Origin of the sequence: Aliivibrio fischeri, from assembly GCA_038993745.2 — a bacterium.
Classification (GTDB): domain Bacteria; phylum Pseudomonadota; class Gammaproteobacteria; order Enterobacterales; family Vibrionaceae; genus Aliivibrio; species Aliivibrio fischeri_B.
The window spans coordinates 2,591,401-2,607,247 of record CP160629.1; the positions used below are offsets into that span (position 1 = coordinate 2,591,401).

At 39.4% G+C, this 15,847-nt stretch carries 14 protein-coding genes and 2 pseudogenes; 1 reads left to right on the top strand and 15 read right to left on the bottom strand.

The window, feature by feature from the left end:
- Positions 1-21 precede the first annotated feature (21 nt).
- From AAFX60_012380 to pilM, 14 genes and pseudogenes are all read right to left on the bottom strand, one after another.
- Positions 22-693 carry an aminodeoxychorismate/anthranilate synthase component II gene (locus AAFX60_012380; GenBank protein ID XDF77434.1) on the bottom strand — a complete coding sequence of 224 codons (672 nt, stop codon included), beginning with the start codon at positions 691-693 and terminating at the stop codon, positions 22-24.
- An 88-nt stretch (positions 694-781) separates the two neighbouring features.
- Positions 782-1,798 (bottom strand): tryptophan--tRNA ligase, encoded by a 1,017-nt coding sequence (gene trpS / locus AAFX60_012385; GenBank protein XDF77435.1) that lies wholly within the window; start codon positions 1,796-1,798, stop codon positions 782-784.
- Between the two features lie 119 nt (positions 1,799-1,917).
- Positions 1,918-2,601 carry a phosphoglycolate phosphatase gene (locus AAFX60_012390; GenBank protein XDF77436.1) on the bottom strand — a complete coding sequence of 228 codons (684 nt, stop codon included), beginning with the start codon at positions 2,599-2,601 and terminating at the stop codon, positions 1,918-1,920.
- 5 nt (positions 2,602-2,606) lie between these two features.
- Positions 2,607-3,284 (bottom strand): ribulose-phosphate 3-epimerase, encoded by a 678-nt coding sequence (gene rpe / locus AAFX60_012395; protein ID XDF77437.1) that lies wholly within the window; start codon positions 3,282-3,284, stop codon positions 2,607-2,609.
- Between the two features lie 167 nt (positions 3,285-3,451).
- Positions 3,452-4,282, bottom strand: coding sequence for an adenine-specific DNA-methyltransferase (dam, locus tag AAFX60_012400; GenBank protein XDF77438.1), 831 nt, complete (start codon positions 4,280-4,282; stop codon positions 3,452-3,454).
- 82 nt (positions 4,283-4,364) lie between these two features.
- Positions 4,365-5,891, bottom strand: a complete 1,527-nt coding sequence (locus AAFX60_012405) for an SPOR domain-containing protein (protein ID XDF77439.1) — start codon at positions 5,889-5,891, stop codon at positions 4,365-4,367.
- 8 nt (positions 5,892-5,899) lie between these two features.
- On the bottom strand, positions 5,900-6,988 hold the full coding sequence (aroB, locus tag AAFX60_012410; GenBank protein XDF77440.1) for a 3-dehydroquinate synthase: 1,089 nt from the start codon (positions 6,986-6,988) through the stop codon (positions 5,900-5,902).
- Positions 6,989-7,024: 36 nt separating this feature from the next.
- Positions 7,025-7,543 (bottom strand): shikimate kinase AroK, encoded by a 519-nt coding sequence (gene aroK / locus AAFX60_012415; GenBank protein ID XDF77441.1) that lies wholly within the window; start codon positions 7,541-7,543, stop codon positions 7,025-7,027.
- Between the two features lie 224 nt (positions 7,544-7,767).
- Positions 7,768-9,455, bottom strand: a pseudogene (locus AAFX60_012420) (type IV pilus secretin PilQ family protein).
- A gap of 86 nt (positions 9,456-9,541) precedes the next feature.
- Positions 9,542-10,060: a pilus assembly protein PilP gene (locus AAFX60_012425; GenBank protein ID XDF77442.1), complete on the bottom strand. Its 519-nt coding sequence runs from the start codon at positions 10,058-10,060 to the stop codon at positions 9,542-9,544.
- On the bottom strand, positions 10,053-10,631 hold the full coding sequence (locus AAFX60_012430) for a type 4a pilus biogenesis protein PilO (protein ID XDF77443.1): 579 nt from the start codon (positions 10,629-10,631) through the stop codon (positions 10,053-10,055). The genes AAFX60_012425 and AAFX60_012430 overlap by 8 nt, the downstream gene beginning before the upstream one ends.
- Positions 10,631-11,086 carry a PilN domain-containing protein gene (locus tag AAFX60_012435; protein ID XDF77444.1) on the bottom strand — a complete coding sequence of 152 codons (456 nt, stop codon included), beginning with the start codon at positions 11,084-11,086 and terminating at the stop codon, positions 10,631-10,633. Before AAFX60_012435 ends, AAFX60_012430 begins: the two co-directional genes overlap by 1 nt.
- Positions 11,065-11,196, bottom strand: coding sequence for a hypothetical protein (locus tag AAFX60_012440; GenBank protein ID XDF77445.1), 132 nt, complete (start codon positions 11,194-11,196; stop codon positions 11,065-11,067). The genes AAFX60_012435 and AAFX60_012440 overlap by 22 nt, the downstream gene beginning before the upstream one ends.
- The gene (pilM, locus tag AAFX60_012445) at positions 11,181-12,182 is read right to left on the bottom strand and encodes a type IV pilus assembly protein PilM (GenBank protein XDF77446.1); all 1,002 of its coding nucleotides are present in this window, start codon (positions 12,180-12,182) and stop codon (positions 11,181-11,183) included. The genes AAFX60_012440 and pilM overlap by 16 nt, the downstream gene beginning before the upstream one ends.
- 138 nt (positions 12,183-12,320) lie before the next feature.
- Here pilM and AAFX60_012450 point away from each other — a divergent pair.
- Positions 12,321-14,817: pseudogene (locus AAFX60_012450) on the top strand (penicillin-binding protein 1A).
- 66 nt (positions 14,818-14,883) lie between these two features.
- On the opposite strand, the gene oxyR reads toward AAFX60_012450, so the two are convergent.
- Positions 14,884-15,783: a DNA-binding transcriptional regulator OxyR gene (oxyR, locus tag AAFX60_012455; GenBank protein XDF77447.1), complete on the bottom strand. Its 900-nt coding sequence runs from the start codon at positions 15,781-15,783 to the stop codon at positions 14,884-14,886.
- Between the last annotated feature and the right edge of the window lie 64 nt (positions 15,784-15,847).

A 15,847-nucleotide genomic window follows, 5' to 3' on the forward strand; every position in this document is an offset into this window, starting at 1 on the left:
TAAGAACAGAAACGCATCACCCTATGCATAAAGTTGCACAAAAAATAAAAACGTTATAAAAGTAAAGAAAAAGTAAGAAGGGTGAGCTAGATCGCTCATTATTATGAGGTAATAATTATTTTTGATAAAGTTACGTAAGATCTCATGACCTTGTTCAGTCAAAATAGACTCAGGGTGAAACTGTACGCCTTCAATAGGTAAACTTTTATGACAAAATCCCATGATCTCATCCATGCCACCAGATTCAGTTTCTGTCCATGCAGTCACTTCAAAGCACTCTGGTAGCGTCTCTTTTTTCACAATCAATGAGTGGTAACGTGTCACCGTAAGCGGGTTATTTACCCCTTTGAAAACGCTACGACTAGTGTGAGTAATTGCAGAAGTTTTACCGTGCATGACTTTTTTAGCTCGAACCACATCCCCACCAAATACTTGAGCAATGGATTGATGGCCTAAGCATACGCCAAGAATCGGTAATTTACCGGCGAAATACTTAATGGCTTCTAATGAAATACCAGCTTCATTTGGTGTACATGGACCTGGGGAGATAACTAAATGAGAAGGGTTTAGTGCTTCAATACCTACAATATCGATTTCATCATTACGAACGACTTTTACTTCAACACCCAATTCACAGAAATACTGATATAGGTTGTAAGTAAACGAATCATAATTGTCGATCATTAATAGCATAAAAGAACTACTTTATAAGATGGATAAAATAAAAATTGCTCGCAGGTCAGCCTACGAGCAATTGATGGAGCTTAAATACAATAAGGCGCTATGGGCGAGTAACAAAACCTACTGCTTCATACGCTTTTTTCAATGTCACAGCTGCACGCTCAGACGCTTTCTCAGCACCCGCTTTCATTACTGCATCCATATAAGCACGATCTTCACGAATACGCTTGTATTCTTCTTGGATCGGCTCAAGCATAGTAACAATCGCTTCACCCACATCTTTCTTGAAAGGACCATACATTTCAACACCTTGGTATTGTGCTTCGATCTCTTCAAACGTTTTGCCAGTCGCAGCAGAGTACAGGCCCATAAGGTTTGAAATACCCGCCTTATTTTCCCAATCATGAGCAATACGTGGTGGCATTTCTGCATCCGTTTGTGCTTTATTGATCTTCTTAAGAATTGACTTAGGCTCTTCTAACAGCGTGATTACGTTCTTACGGTTATCATCTGATTTAGACATTTTCTTCGTCGCATCTTGTAGGCTCATAACACGAGCATTCACTTGTGGAATGTAAGGTTCTGGCACAGTAAAGATTGGCGCTTCTGGGCTATAAATATTATTAAAGCGTGTTGCGATATCTCGCGCTAATTCTAAGTGTTGTTTCTGATCACTACCTACAGGCACTTGATGTGCACCATAAAGTAGAATATCCGCTGCCATTAGCACTGGGTAATCAAATAAGCCAACATTTACATCATTTGAATGACGTGCTGATTTATCTTTAAATTGAGTCATACGGCTCAACTCACCCATTTGAGTGTAACAGTTAAGAAGCCAACCAAGCTGAGCATGCTCTGGAACGTGTGACTGAACAAATAGCGTGCTCTTCTTTGGATCAACACCAACTGCTAGACAAATTGCCAACGCATCTAGTGTCGCTTCATGCAGTGCTTTAGGATCTTGACGAACCGTAATTGCATGCAAATCTACCACACAGTACTGACAATCATAATCGTCTTGCATCTGTTGCCATTGACGTAGAGCACCCAAGTAGTTACCGATACTTAGTTCACCTGATGGTTGAACGCCACTTAATACGATGGGCTTGCTCATGGTTATGATTCCTTGTTTAACTGTAAAAATTAAATGATCCACTGTGGGATCATTTAATGGTTATTCTATATAGTTTGATAAGCCTGAACATTAATAGTTACTGTACTTATCAATGAATACTATCTTGCCATACTCAACACGGCTAATAAATACTTAAATTCATCGCTAACTACATCAGGTTGGCTATCTGAGATAGGTTCACCATGATTATAGCCATAAGTAAGTGCAAAGCTATGACATCCGGCAGCTTGAGCCGCTTGAATATCATTTTTAGAATCCCCGACCATTAGCATTTGAGGCGCCATTAAACCATGTTTATCAAGCAGCCAATTTAGCGCAAAAGGATTCGGTTTCTTCTCGGCGAACGTATCACCACCAATCACATCACTAAATAAGTGAGTAAGCTGATGCTGCTCAAGAAGTTCAGGTACAAATTGAGACGGTTTGTTCGTCACCAATGCCAAGGTATAACCTTGCTGATGCAATCGTTCTAACGTGTCTTTGACATCAGGATAGAGGTGACTAAGTTGATGACCGCCGTCATGATAATGTTGATCTAATCTTGCACGAGCTTGCTTTATTAATTCAGCATCAAGATCGTCTTTCACGATATAGTTTTGACTTAACGCGCGAGAAACGAGTACATCTGCACCATTACCAATCCAATGAGATGCTTGCTCTAATGTAACGCGAGGGTATCCCATGTCTTGCATTGCAAGATCCACCGCTCGAGCTAAATCAGGAACACTATCAAGTAGCGTCCCATCTAAATCAAAAGCGATCAGTTTGATATCTTCAAACATGAATCTTAGTTACCTTTTACTTTTGCTAATTCAGCACGCATTTCATCAATCACTTCTTTGTAGTTTGGTTGATTAAAGATAGCTGAACCTGCAACAAACATATCTGCACCCGCTTCTGCGATTTCACGGATGTTATCCACTTTTACGCCACCATCAATTTCAAGACGAATATCACGACCTGACTCGTCAATCATTTTGCGTACTGCACGTAGCTTATCAAGTGTATTTGGAATGAAAGATTGACCGCCAAAGCCTGGGTTTACAGACATTAGTAAGATCATATCCACTTTGTCCATGATGTATTCAAGGTATGATAATGGTGTTGCTGGGTTTAAAACTACACCAGCCTGACAACCGTGCTCTTTGATTAATTGAAGTGTACGATCAATATGCTCTGAAGCTTCTACATGGAAAGTGATCATTGTTGCACCCGCTTTTGCAAACTCAGGAACAATACTATCAACAGGCTTAACCATTAAATGAACATCAATAGGAGCTGTGATGCCGTAATCACGTAATGCTTTACAGATTGGAGCACCAAAAGTTAGATTTGGAACATAGTGGTTATCCATTACATCGAAGTGAACCACATCAGCACCTGACGCTAGTACTTTTTCAACGTCTTCGCCTAGACGAGCGAAATCAGCAGAGAGAATAGATGGTGCGATCAAAAAATCTTTCATGTTGAGCCTCAGGTTAGTAATTATTTAGATACCGCTAAATTGATATAGCGCAATCGATTAAATCGACGGCGCAATTCTACCTGATATTTTGGGGGCTGTCTTATGTGAATAAAGGGACACAAATCACATAAATCTGGCGTTCGAAGAAAAAAGAGTCTTAAGTTAACTTATTCTGTGCATTTAGGTGCATGAAACAAAGCCATAAGCTCATCCACTTTATTTCGCCCAGCACCATTTCGACTAATGGTTCTTTTCACTTTAATCGTATTAAGTGTCGCGCCATGATATAAGCGTCGAGTCAGTGTTGTGTCGTGATTTGAAATCAATACTGGGATATCACGCTCAAATGCAGCTTTCTCTGCAATATCAGCTAATGCCGCTTGATCATCCAACGAAAAACCATTTCCTGCATAAGAGGTAAAATTAGCCGTCGTTGATAATGGTGCATAAGGAGGATCACAATAAACAACCGCACCTTTACGAGCACGTTTAAAAGTATCCATATACCCTTCACAAACAAACGTCGCTTTTTTCGCTTTTTCAGCAAAAAACACCATTTCTTTCTCTGGGAAATACGGTTTTTTATACGAACCAAATGGCACATTAAAGCCACCTTTCTTGTTATAACGGCATAAACCATTAAAACCATGACGATTCATGTATAAAAACAATAACGAACGACGATAAGTATCAGTACACTGATTAAACTCAACACGTAACGCTAAATACACTTCTTTTTTATTGTATTCAGGTTGAAATAACGCGCGAGCGTCTTCAATAAAACGCTGCGGTTCATCTTTAAGGTGATTATAAAGATTGATAAGATCTGGATTAATATCCGCTAATAGATAATGATCATAATCTGTATTCAAAAATACAGAACCAGCCCCAACAAAAGGCTCTATCAATTTTCTAGCATCAGGGAGATGACGTTGAATTTCTTCTACTAGGCTATATTTACCGCCAGCCCACTTGAGAAATGCGCGATGCTTTTTCATACGTCTTTTACGCCTTTTTACCTTAATCCAGAAAGCGGGGGATTGTACCCTATTTTTTAGCTAGGATCTGTTTATCTTATGGTTATTTTACAGAATCAATCTCGCGATGGACTTGTACTAACGATTTAGCCCAAGGACCCAAGCTTTGAACTGACGCTGGCAAAGTTTTTACTGCCCCACGAGCGGATGAAATTGATTCATAATCACCATAACTAACAATATACCAAATAGAACCATTTCTTAATGCTTGATAAATACGAGCAGAACCTTCTATTTTATGGTCATCTAAAAATTCTTGCACCGCCTCTTCATTAGTCAAAGCCGCTAATTGCAATATATAACGCTTACTTGAAATCGCTTTTAGCTCTTTATCCGCTAAAGTAAATGTAATTTTAGAGTCCGCTTTGTCAGGCGTTACTGTAGAAACCGATGTTTTTTCATCTTTTTTCTTACTTTCAGATGTTGTTTTTGGTTTATCCGCTTTTTCTTGTGTTGCTGTAGGTACTTTTTCAACCGGTGGTGACTTTTCTTCTGGTTTAACTGGTTCAACGTCCAGTGTTGGTTTCTCTTGTACTTCTTTATCTTCAGTAACTAAAGAGTCAACTAACTCTGAAGGAACAACCACACGCTTACCTTCTTCTTCCGTTGTCTCGGCAATGACCGGAGTATCAATTACATCTGGTGGAATAGAATGCGTATCATCTTCAGGTTGATTTGTTTTATCTACTTCAGAATCAATTGACGTTGGATTTCCATCTAAATCTAATGCAACTCGGGTATCTTGCTCTAATGTGTTATCGACAATAGATGAAATTGGCATCGTTGATGATTGATTTAACCACCAATATGCTCCAGCAGAACCAAGTAATAAAACAGACGCTAGCCCTAAAATACCAACAGGTGATCGAGTCACAGAACGAATAATAACGCGACGCTCTGTTTTCTTCTCCCCAAGAGCAACTAGCTCAGCGGGTAGACGATTACATTTACGAGCCAAAGTACGAAGACGCGATTTTTCGTCTTTATCGACAGCAAAGCGAACCACTAACATTTCAGCAAAGGTAACGGCTTCTTCTTCTGTTAACGGATTAATATCAATATCAACAGGCTTATTATCCTGTACATAAGACATTTGAGATAATGTTTGAGTTAGCTTTCCTTTTTCAGCAAATAATAAAATATTAATTTGCCAATTTGGTGCCGATTGCGCTTTTTGAACCAATAGCCATAACTCACTTAGAAGCTCAGATGAAAGCAAATGCGCATCATCAATCGCTAATACTAAGTTACACTTTTCACCAGCAAGCATTCGACCAACACTATCAACAACAGAATCAGACTCATTAAACAACGGATCTCGAACCACTTGCTTTAAAATAATGCCACGCTGTTGTTGAATAGATTGATTTGGGTGACACATCAATAGCACTTGATCTGCATCATCACACCATTTTTCAAGATAACGCTGAGCTAGCCACGATTTACCAGAGCCTTTGACTCCTTCTATGTGAACTAAATTAGAACCAAAACGAGAAACAAACTGAATGCGGGATAACACATCAATTTGGCTTTCTAATTCCAAAACAGTTAAATCATGACCAATACTCATATCTTTTTCTATGCCTTACATTGCTCAATTACTTCAGCAAGTACGCTCTCAGAAACACCTGTAACTACTTCAGAGCTACCAATGGAAGTTGGTAGAACCAAACGTAATTTACCTGATAAGACCTTCTTATCACGCATCATGTGCTTCATAAACGCATCTACTGTCATTTCTTTTGGTGCTTTTAATGGTAACTTCGCTTTTTCTAAGATAGAACAAATACGCTCTACATCAGACTGGGAAATTAATCCCTCTTTTTGTGCGGTTACCGCTGCCATAACAGTTCCGGCAGAAACAGCTTCACCATGAAGCCAATTACCGTAACCCATTTCAGCTTCAATCGCATGACCAAAAGTATGACCTAGGTTCAAGAGTGCACGCATTCCTGATTCTTTTTCATCTTTAGCAACGACATCCGCTTTGATTTGACAACAACGTGAAATCGCATAAATCAACGCATCATGATCCAACGCGTATAATTTATCCATATTCTCATCAAGCCAATCAAAAAACTCTCTATCAACAATGATGCCATATTTAATCACCTCAGCCATTCCTGCAGCAAATTCACGCTCAGGTAATGTTTTAAGGCAGTTTATATCAATAATAACGGCTTTTGGTTGATAGAAAGCACCAACCATATTCTTACCAAGGGGGTGATTAATGGCCGTCTTGCCGCCAACAGATGAATCAACCTGAGAAAGAAGCGTGGTAGGTATTTGAATAAAGTCGACACCTCGTTGATAGCAAGCAGAAGCAAAACCAACAACATCACCAACAACACCACCACCTAAAGCAACAATCGTCACATCACGACTGTGATTTTCTTCAAGTAAGAAAGTAAGTATTTGGTTAAAAGTATCTAAATTTTTATATTGTTCACCATCGTCTAATTCAAGCAGTGATACTTGGCATTCAAAGGTGTTTAAAGTGTCAATAATTTGTTGGGCATACAGAGGCGCAACCGTCACATTACTGATAACGACAACACGTTTTTTGGCAGGTATTACAGATGAAAAATGCGCCGGGTTGCAAAACAACTCGGCGCCGATAGAGATGGGATAGCTACGTTCTGCTAAATCTACATGAATCGTTTCCATGATTCGTTCCCACTTTATGTCTATTAATTGCTTAAATTAACGCTCTTCAAGCATTTGAATGATTTGGTTTGCAACTACTTTTGCACTTTGATCATCGGTACGAACAACGTAATCAGACACTTCTTCATAAAGTGCGTTACGTTCTTTCGCTAGTGCTTCTAACACTTCACGAGGCTCATCAGTTTGAAGCAGTGGACGTTTTTTATCACGTTGTGTGCGTGCTAACTGCTTCTCAATTGTAGTTTCAAGATATACAACAACACCACGAGCAGATAAACGATTACGACTCTCTTTACTAATTACAGAGCCACCACCCGTCGCAAGAACAATACCTTGCTCTTGAGTAAGATCGTTAATCACACCTTCTTCACGTTTGCGGAAACCTTCTTCACCTTCAACATCGAAAACCCAAGCAATATCTGCGCCTGTGCGTTCTTCGATTACCGTATCAGAATCAAGAAACTCCATATGAAGTTGTTGAGCTAAGTGTCTACCAATTGTGCTTTTGCCGGCGCCCATTGGGCCAACAAGGAAAATATTTCGTTTTTCAGCCATTTTTCAGAAATTATGCAAAGTTCATTAACGACATTGCCAACAGTTGTCTCTTTAATAGACGCTCGCCTGTGGCACCATATTCCTCACAGATATTTCGTGATCAGACCGAAAATTATCTCAGCTAACTAGTAGTGATTGCAATAGCTAGATGAAAAGTTCAGCATAATTATTTTTTTTTACCGCTTTTTTTCCAATAAATCATGCTGAATTTGAATACTATCTCATTACTGTATAACAACTTTTGGCGTAACGAATATCAATAATTCTTTTTTACCTATATTTTCAGAGCTTCGACGAAATAACGCCCCAAGCAGAGGTAAGTCACCAAGAACAGGCACTTTCTCAACGCTATTTGATAACGAGTGTTGATAAATACCACCTAAAACAACCGTTTCCCCATTATCCACCAAAACTTGGGTTCCAATACGTTGTGTATCAATCGCTACGGCTTCACCGGTACCTGTTTTAACCACTTGCCCCGGTCTATCTTGTGTCACCGTTAAGTCTAAAACTAATCGATTATCAGGCGTAATTTGTGGCGTCACCATTAAGCTTAATACCGCTTTTTTAAATGAAACGGATGTTGCCCCACTGGATGAAGCCTCTAAGTAAGGGATCTCTGTACCTTGTTCAATATACGCAGGTTTCTTATTGGTGGTAATCAAACGTGGACTAGAGATAATCTCAGCCTTAGATTCAGCTTGAAGTGCCGAAAGTTCTAAATCAAGCAATAAATCAGAGCCTAATTTCGCTACCTGAAAAGCAATACTTGAAGCGGCAGGATTCGCTAATCCTAGATTCACATTTAAGAAATCATCGACAGGAAGACTATTATTGCCACTCTTCTTATCATCACTTCCACCACCATCATACAACCCCACAGCGGCTAAATTGCTCTCTATAGAACCACCAACCGTTGTACTGCCATTGGTATTCGTTATCCCCAACGAACCCCTAACTCATCTAAGTTACCTTCATTGACCGTTACAATACGAGCTTCAATTTGAACCTGTTTAATTGGAATATCTAACGTATCAATGATGTCTTTAATTACCGTAATGTTCTCTGGAAGATCTCTTAACAATAAAGAGTTTGTACGCTCATCTACCGTGATACTGCCACGGCTAGATAACATGGTAATTTCACCTTCACCAACAAGCAGCTCTGCAATATCTGACGCTTTAGCGTATTTAATAGAAAGGATCTCAGATGATAGCGCAGCCAGCTCAGATGCCATTTGAGCTTGCTCTAATACTTGCTGCTCTTGTGCATCAAGCTCTGTTTTGGGTGCGATCAAAACAACATTACCCTCGACACGTTTATCTAACCCTTTAACTTGAAGAATAATATCAAGCACTTGCTGCCATGGCACACCATCCAGACGTAAGGTTAAATTCCCCGTAACAGAGTCAGCAACAACCAAGTTAAAATCATTATAATCCGCGATCAGCTGCAATACATGACGAACTGGAATATCTTGGAAGTTAATCGAAATAGGCTTACTTTTATCTTCACTATTGGAGCTAATCGGCGATTTTTTCTCACTCTCTGGCAATTGAGATACCACCACTTGTAAGGAAGGTCCTTTCAGGAAGTAGTCATATTGATAGTCACCTTTAACATCAACAGATAAAACGGTACTACTTGGCTCTCTAAATGTTTCAATACGAGAAACAAGAGTGGCAAAATCTTCAACATCTAAGATAACCAATTTATCATCGCTGACTTTGGTGTCATGCAATTCAATAATCAACTTATCTTTTTCTTTACGTAAATCCACCGTCGCAGCAGCAGAAGCTAGCTCTACTGTTATGACACCTTCTTTTTTCTTACTTAGTTGAAAATCTACTTCAACAAGTTGATTCATCACTGACTCTTCAGCAATGGCATTCAAATGAACGAAACTGAACATAATAAATGCACATAACCGAATACAATATGAATTGATGAGTTTATTGCGTCCTAGCGACATGAGAGATTCCTAATCCTTTATTTCAATTAATGTTTCAACGCCAGTTTTACATATCTTTGTTGCCAGCATCCCATTCCATCTGGCAGGGTTTCTTTCAACGTAATTTGTTTTGATTTAATCGCAACCACTTGACCATTGTTGGTCCCCATGTACTGCCCTTTGCGAACTTTAATCACACTCCCTTTAGGTGTTTGTATCAGAGCGGTAATGTCTTGGTCTGCTCCCATCACGCCTTTTAAACGTAACTTACGCAATGAATATCGCTCTAATGCTCCCGTTTTTTTTCTGTATTTCGGCTGCCAACACGTTTTTTTCTTTTTCGGTTGGGTTACCCGCTCAGGTTGCTTAGGAAGAACAAAGGGGGAACGTGCTTCTGATTGGGCATACACTTCCACCTCAAAAGGTACAACGTTAGCTAATACTTCCACCTCTTTATGTCCCGATCGTTTAGCATCAGTATAAAAAGTATCAAGAGAGTCCTTATTCGCTTTACACCCAACCATCAACGTCAAGGTTATGACTGAAACAAACATCCGACTATTCATGATCCCCCCTAAACTGGTAGGTATAAGCCATTACACGAAAGTGCAATGTACTACTCTCCTTACTTACCCTTTGAATATCTATATTTTCCAAACTAACAATACGCGGTAAATCAGCCATGGCTTCAGAGAACGAGCCGATGTCGTGGTATTGCCCTGTCAGCTCAATATTCAGAGGTAACTTATATAAAAAGGTTTTATTTTGCTTCTCTCCCCAGTCAATCCGAGTAAAAGTCAGCTTATTTTGGATACCAACTTGGTTGATACCCGAAAGCATGCTTGCTAACTCTTTTTGAGCGGGTAGCTGCTGCGATAAAAACTCATATCGTAGATTCAATTCATTCAATTGATCTTTCATTTTAGGCATAGCAGCAACTTGGTTATATTTATATTTCACCGTTGTTTTTAAGCTTATTTCATCCAATTTTGACTGCTCGATACTTTCTTGTATTGGTTGTAACCAAAACCAGTATCCAGCCCCTTGAATACATAAACACAACAACAAAATCACTAACAGCTGCGGAATAATCGGCCATTCCGTAATTTCATCTAGATCTAATTCACGCCAATCCATTACGACGGTTCCTTTTTCACTGGAGGAAGTAATTTAAACGAGACTTCAAAACTACTGACATCATGACCAAATATTTTTTGCCCTGAGATAATCGAGTGCATTTCTACTGAAGTAATTTGAGAGGAACGCTCTAATTTATCCAACATGCTTGCTAGCCGAGAGTTACTATCACTGAACCCCTTAATCTCAACTTCCCTTTCATGCATGCGTACTTTATTTAAATAAATACCTTCAGTAATGATGTCGGGTAAAATGTTCAATAACTGAGTGGTTTTGTTTCGGTTCTGCTGTAATTGTTCGACAACATCAAGACGAGTTAATATCGCTTCATGCTCCTTTCCAACTTCGTTAAGATCTTTTAATTCATTGTTTAACCAAGAGATATGTTTTTCTAACGATTGCTTACGTTGTGTCTGAATCGAAACTTGTTGTTCTAAATATTGCGCAATCCCCATTGAATACCGACAGATAGCGTCACCCCAGCACAAAGTAATGCAATAAAACGTTGCTTATATCTTGCTCTCTGCTTTTCTCGCCAAGGTAATAGGTTTATTTGGTAAGCCATTCAATCCCTCTCAATGCCAATCCAAGAGCTGATGCGTATTGATTTTTTTGTTCATGAAACGAACCCACTCTTTTCTTTGGTGTTTGAAACAAAGAAAGTAGATTTAAATCCACCGTTGGTAACGATAGTTCGTAGCTTAACGAATCCGATAACCCTGGTAGCATTGAGCCACCACCAGTAATCCATACGCCTTCAACCTTATGTTGATTAACCGATGAATAAAGAGTCACTTGACGATGAATATGTTCAGATAACTGCTTAATAAAAAGCGTCCCAGCGGACAGATCAATTGAGTTATCTTCGTTAGTTGAATTTGTCTCTTTCTCTTGAGCTACAGCACCAAATGAAATGTGCTTGCTATATAAATGTTGACTCGGAGAAGCAATGCAAAAAACAGTTTGCATATAACCAATATCAATTAGCATCCAATTTTTTTTATCGGGATAAACCGCTATCGCTCTCTGCCATAAGGTTAAAAGTGCATTTGAATGAGCATCTGCCAGCACAGGTTTAAGTCCAGCAGATTCAAAACAACGCTGACGAGAGTTAACTAAATCTTTTCGGGTCGCAAAAACTTGGTAAGTGATCGTCTGTAAACTGCCTGTTCCTCTATGTTCAGAGGCTACATAATCAATATTCAGATCATCTGATGAAAAAGAAGAGTGCTGTTCAAAATTATGAGCAATAGCAAACTCGGTTTCTCGCTCATCGAGTTGACTATCAATTTGCACAACTTTGCTTGTAATACTGCTATCAGGGATAGAGAACGCGACTTGCTTTTGATTTAGCTTTAATTGTTTCTTTATTCGAGATAAGTAAGGCTTTAATTCTTCGACATTTAAATTATTAGTATCCACAAATACAGATTCAGGCAATAAAACTTCGAAAGAACTAACGAGATCTAATTGACCTTTCTTTAACCTTACAGATACGGCTTTAATGCTATGATGCCCTACATCTAAACCTGTAATAGTGGGGTAGATCATCCTGATTTAACTCCAAGTAATAAATAAATATCTCAAAATTAAGCGTTTATTTGCGTTATTTTTTGTTGTGTTATATTTATACTACTCAGTTATGGGTCAGAAACGATAATACAGATTAAAGTAAACGGGAAATATCAGGTGAAGTTCATAAAGGCACTACTAATAGTTACATTGGTTTGCATAATTCTTGGGTCACAACAATTTTTGGTTTCTACCAATATGTGAAGCCAGAATTACCAGATGTGGCAACATTAAAAGATGTTCAACTGCAAACACCAATGCAGGTATATAGCCGCGATGGTAAGTTAATCGCACAGTTTGGTGAAAAGCGCCGTATTCCATTAAAACTGGAAGAAATGCCGCCTCATCTACTTGAAGCCGTCATTGCCACAGAAGATAGCCGCTTTTATAGCCACTATGGTTTTGACCCTATCGGTATCACTCGTGCCGCCTTTGCTGTGTTAGCTTCTGGCTCTGCAAAGCAAGGGCGAGTACCATTACCCAACAACTTGCGCGTAACTTCTTTTTATCTAATGAAAAGAAAATCATGCGTAAAATTAAAGAGATCTTCATTGCCGTTCACATTGAACAGCTATTAACAAAGCAAGAGATCTTAGAACTCTACTTAAATAAAATTTACTTAGGTTATCGTTCTTATGGTGTTGGTGCTGCTGCTCATGTTTACTTTGGTAAAGAAGTGAGTCAACTGACCTTAGGTGAAGTTGCTATTATTGCAGGTTTACCAAAAGCCCCATCAACAATGAACCCAATTTATTCTGTTGATCGTGCAACAACACGTCGTAATGTTGTTCTTGCTCGTATGCTTGATGAAGGCTACATAACAAAACAAGAATTTGATGATGCAAAGGCCGAGGTGGTTATCTCTAAATACCACGGTGCAGAAATCGAATTACAAGCACCATATATTGCTGAAATTGCTCGTGCTTGGATGGTAAACAAATACGGTGAAGAAGCGGCTTATACTTCGGGTATGAACATCTACACAACCGTAGATTCAAAAATGCAAGCGGCTGCTAATAAGGCATCAATTGATAACCTATTAGCTTATGACGAGCGTCATGGTTACCGTGGTGCGGTTAAAACCGTATGGGAACCAAAAGCGACACCTCTTGATGAAGAAGCAATTACGAAGCACCTTAAAAACGAACCTTCATACGGTGAGTTAATGCCTGCTGTTGTTACTTCAATTAAAGGAAAAACAGCAACGGTTGATATTAAAAATAATGGCGTCGCAACTATTCCTTGGGATGGTCTAAAGTGGGCTCGTCGCTTTAAAACAGACAAGCGTCAAGGACCTGCGCCACGTCGTGCTTCTGATATCTTAGCGGTTGGTGAACAAATTTATGTTCGTCCATTAAGCCAAGAAACCAAAGATGATGTAACAACAACCGTATGGAAGCTAAGCCAAGTACCTGCAGCGAATACGGCATTTGTTGCTATGGACCCAAGAGATGGTGCAATCACCTCTTTAGTTGGTGGTTTTAACTTTGTTCATAACAAGTTTAATCGTGCAACTCAATCTGTTCGTCAGGTCGGTTCAAGTATCAAGCCATTCATTTATTCAGCGGCACTTTACCACGGTAAAACATTAGCTAGTTTAATCAACGATGCGCCAATTAATACATGGGATGAGAGTCAAGGTACAGCATGGAGACCTAAAAACTCACCACCAACTTATGTTGGCCCTGCTCGTTTACGCATTGGTTTAGCTCAATCTAAAAACGTAATGGCGGTTCGTGTTTTACGTGATGTAGGTTTAGATGAAACTATCGATTACCTAACACGTTTTGGCTTTAAGAAAGATGAACTTCCACGCTCTGAAACCATCGCTCTTGGTGCTGGTAGTTTAACACCAGTTCAAATGGCACAAGGTTTCGCAGTATTCGCTAACAATGGTTATTACGTAGAACCTTACTATATTGACCACATTACAGGTCCATTTGGTGATGAAGCTTACAAAGCAACACCAAAAACCATTTGCCAGCGTGATTGTTCTCATCAAAATGATGAAGATTCACCTTATGCGAAAAAAGTAATTTCGGCACAAAATGCTTTCTTAACTAAACAAATGATGTATAGCAACATTTGGGGTGGTGGTAGTTGGCGTAAAGGTACAGGTTGGAATGGTACTGGTTGGCGTGCACAAGTATTAAAACGTCGTGATATCGGTGGTAAAACAGGTACAACTAACGACTCTGTTGATGCTTGGTACAATGGCTATGGCCCGAATGTAGTAGCAACAGCATGGGTTGGTTTTGATAACCCGTCGCACCGACTAGGCTACACAACGAAAAACGACAACATGACCAAAGAAGAGATGTCTTTTGGTGGTGAAGCGGGTGGTAAAACGGCTATTTACGCTTGGGTTAATTTCATGAAGGTCGCACTAGAAGGTGTTCCTGAAGAGAAACTACAACTTCCGGCAAACATCATTAAAGTGAAGATAGATCGCGAAACTGGTCTACTAACCAACAAAAATGATGAAACCAGTATGTGGGAATATTTTGCTGGTGGAACTGAACCAAAAGAGTATGTAGAACAAGATTTCCAAGACACTATTTATTCATCACACGATGCAGATGGTGACGGAATGGAAGACGAAAGTCTGTTCTAATCCTTTAAAAGCACTTTAATAAAAAGGCACGCTACATATCTAGCGTGCCTTTTTTATAAGCTTAATTTAGCCACGAATAACATTCGACATTTTATTCTCAATCTCTTTAGCTAGTGACTCATATCGCGCTCTTAGTGGTGAACCAGGGCGATAAGCTAAAACGATCTGACGATGAGGGACAGGATCTTGAGCAGGTAAATAACATACACCATCACGCTCTTTTTCTTTTGGTACCGACAAGTATGGCATTAATGTAATCCCCCCGCCGGCAGCGACCATATTACGTAACGTTTCTAAACTGGTTGCTTTAAAATGATCATCATCTTTAGCCCCTGCAGCAAAACAAAAACCTAAGGCTTGATCTCGTAAGCAGTGACCATCTCCTAACATAAGAACCGATTCACCACTCAACCGAGACATATCAATCGACACTTCTGTTGCCCATTTATGATCTTTAGGTACAGCCAGTACCATAGGCTCATCGTAAACAGGAACCTCGATAAACATATTAGTCTCTTCAACAGAAGCCAAAATCATGCAGTCAATTTTCCCCTCTTCTAGCATCTTCACTAATTGATGTGTCTGCGCTTCATGAAGGTATAAATTTAAATCTGGGAACTGTGCTTTCAATGTTGGAACAATCCATGGCAACATATAAGGTCCGACGGTAGGTATAAACCCTAAATGCAACGGACCTGTCATTTCCTTACCTTGTTGATTGGCAAGTTCAGAAAAGCGTTTTACTTCAAGTAAAATCTTTTTCGCTTGCTCGACTAGCTGTAACCCAGCCTCAGTGAACAAGACTTTGCGACTGGTTCTCTCTAATAAAGCCAAACCAACTTCATCTTCTAACTTCTTGATTTGTCCACTTAATGTAGGCTGACTAACAAAACAAGATTCTGCCGCTTTACGAAAGTGTTTATGCTCAGCAAGTGCGACCAAGTACTCAAAATCTCGGATATTCATGTATTAAACTCCCGTAAGCTTTATCACTTTATTATCAAATATTGATTGATAGATTTTAACGATT

Bases quoted from the DNA above. Each gene is read 5' to 3' on its own strand.
- AAFX60_012425 (XDF77442.1), bottom strand. From the start codon at position 10,060: ATGAATAGTCGGATGTTTGTTTCAGTCATAACCTTGACGTTGATGGTT.
- AAFX60_012435 (XDF77444.1), bottom strand. From the start codon at position 11,086: ATGGGGATTGCGCAATATTTAGAACAACAAGTTTCGATTCAGACACAA.
- oxyR (XDF77447.1), bottom strand. From the start codon at position 15,783: ATGAATATCCGAGATTTTGAGTACTTGGTCGCACTTGCTGAGCATAAA.
- trpS (XDF77435.1), bottom strand. From the start codon at position 1,798: ATGAGCAAGCCCATCGTATTAAGTGGCGTTCAACCATCAGGTGAACTA.
- rpe (XDF77437.1), bottom strand. From the start codon at position 3,284: ATGAAAGATTTTTTGATCGCACCATCTATTCTCTCTGCTGATTTCGCT.
- pilM (XDF77446.1), bottom strand. From the start codon at position 12,182: ATGATCTACCCCACTATTACAGGTTTAGATGTAGGGCATCATAGCATT.
- AAFX60_012430 (XDF77443.1), bottom strand. From the start codon at position 10,631: ATGGATTGGCGTGAATTAGATCTAGATGAAATTACGGAATGGCCGATT.
- AAFX60_012390 (XDF77436.1), bottom strand. From the start codon at position 2,601: ATGTTTGAAGATATCAAACTGATCGCTTTTGATTTAGATGGGACGCTA.
- dam (XDF77438.1), bottom strand. From the start codon at position 4,282: ATGAAAAAGCATCGCGCATTTCTCAAGTGGGCTGGCGGTAAATATAGC.
- AAFX60_012440 (XDF77445.1), bottom strand. From the start codon at position 11,196: ATGGCTTACCAAATAAACCTATTACCTTGGCGAGAAAAGCAGAGAGCA.
- AAFX60_012380 (XDF77434.1), bottom strand. From the start codon at position 693: ATGCTATTAATGATCGACAATTATGATTCGTTTACTTACAACCTATAT.
- aroK (XDF77441.1), bottom strand. From the start codon at position 7,543: ATGGCTGAAAAACGAAATATTTTCCTTGTTGGCCCAATGGGCGCCGGC.
- AAFX60_012405 (XDF77439.1), bottom strand. From the start codon at position 5,891: ATGAGTATTGGTCATGATTTAACTGTTTTGGAATTAGAAAGCCAAATT.
- aroB (XDF77440.1), bottom strand. From the start codon at position 6,988: ATGGAAACGATTCATGTAGATTTAGCAGAACGTAGCTATCCCATCTCT.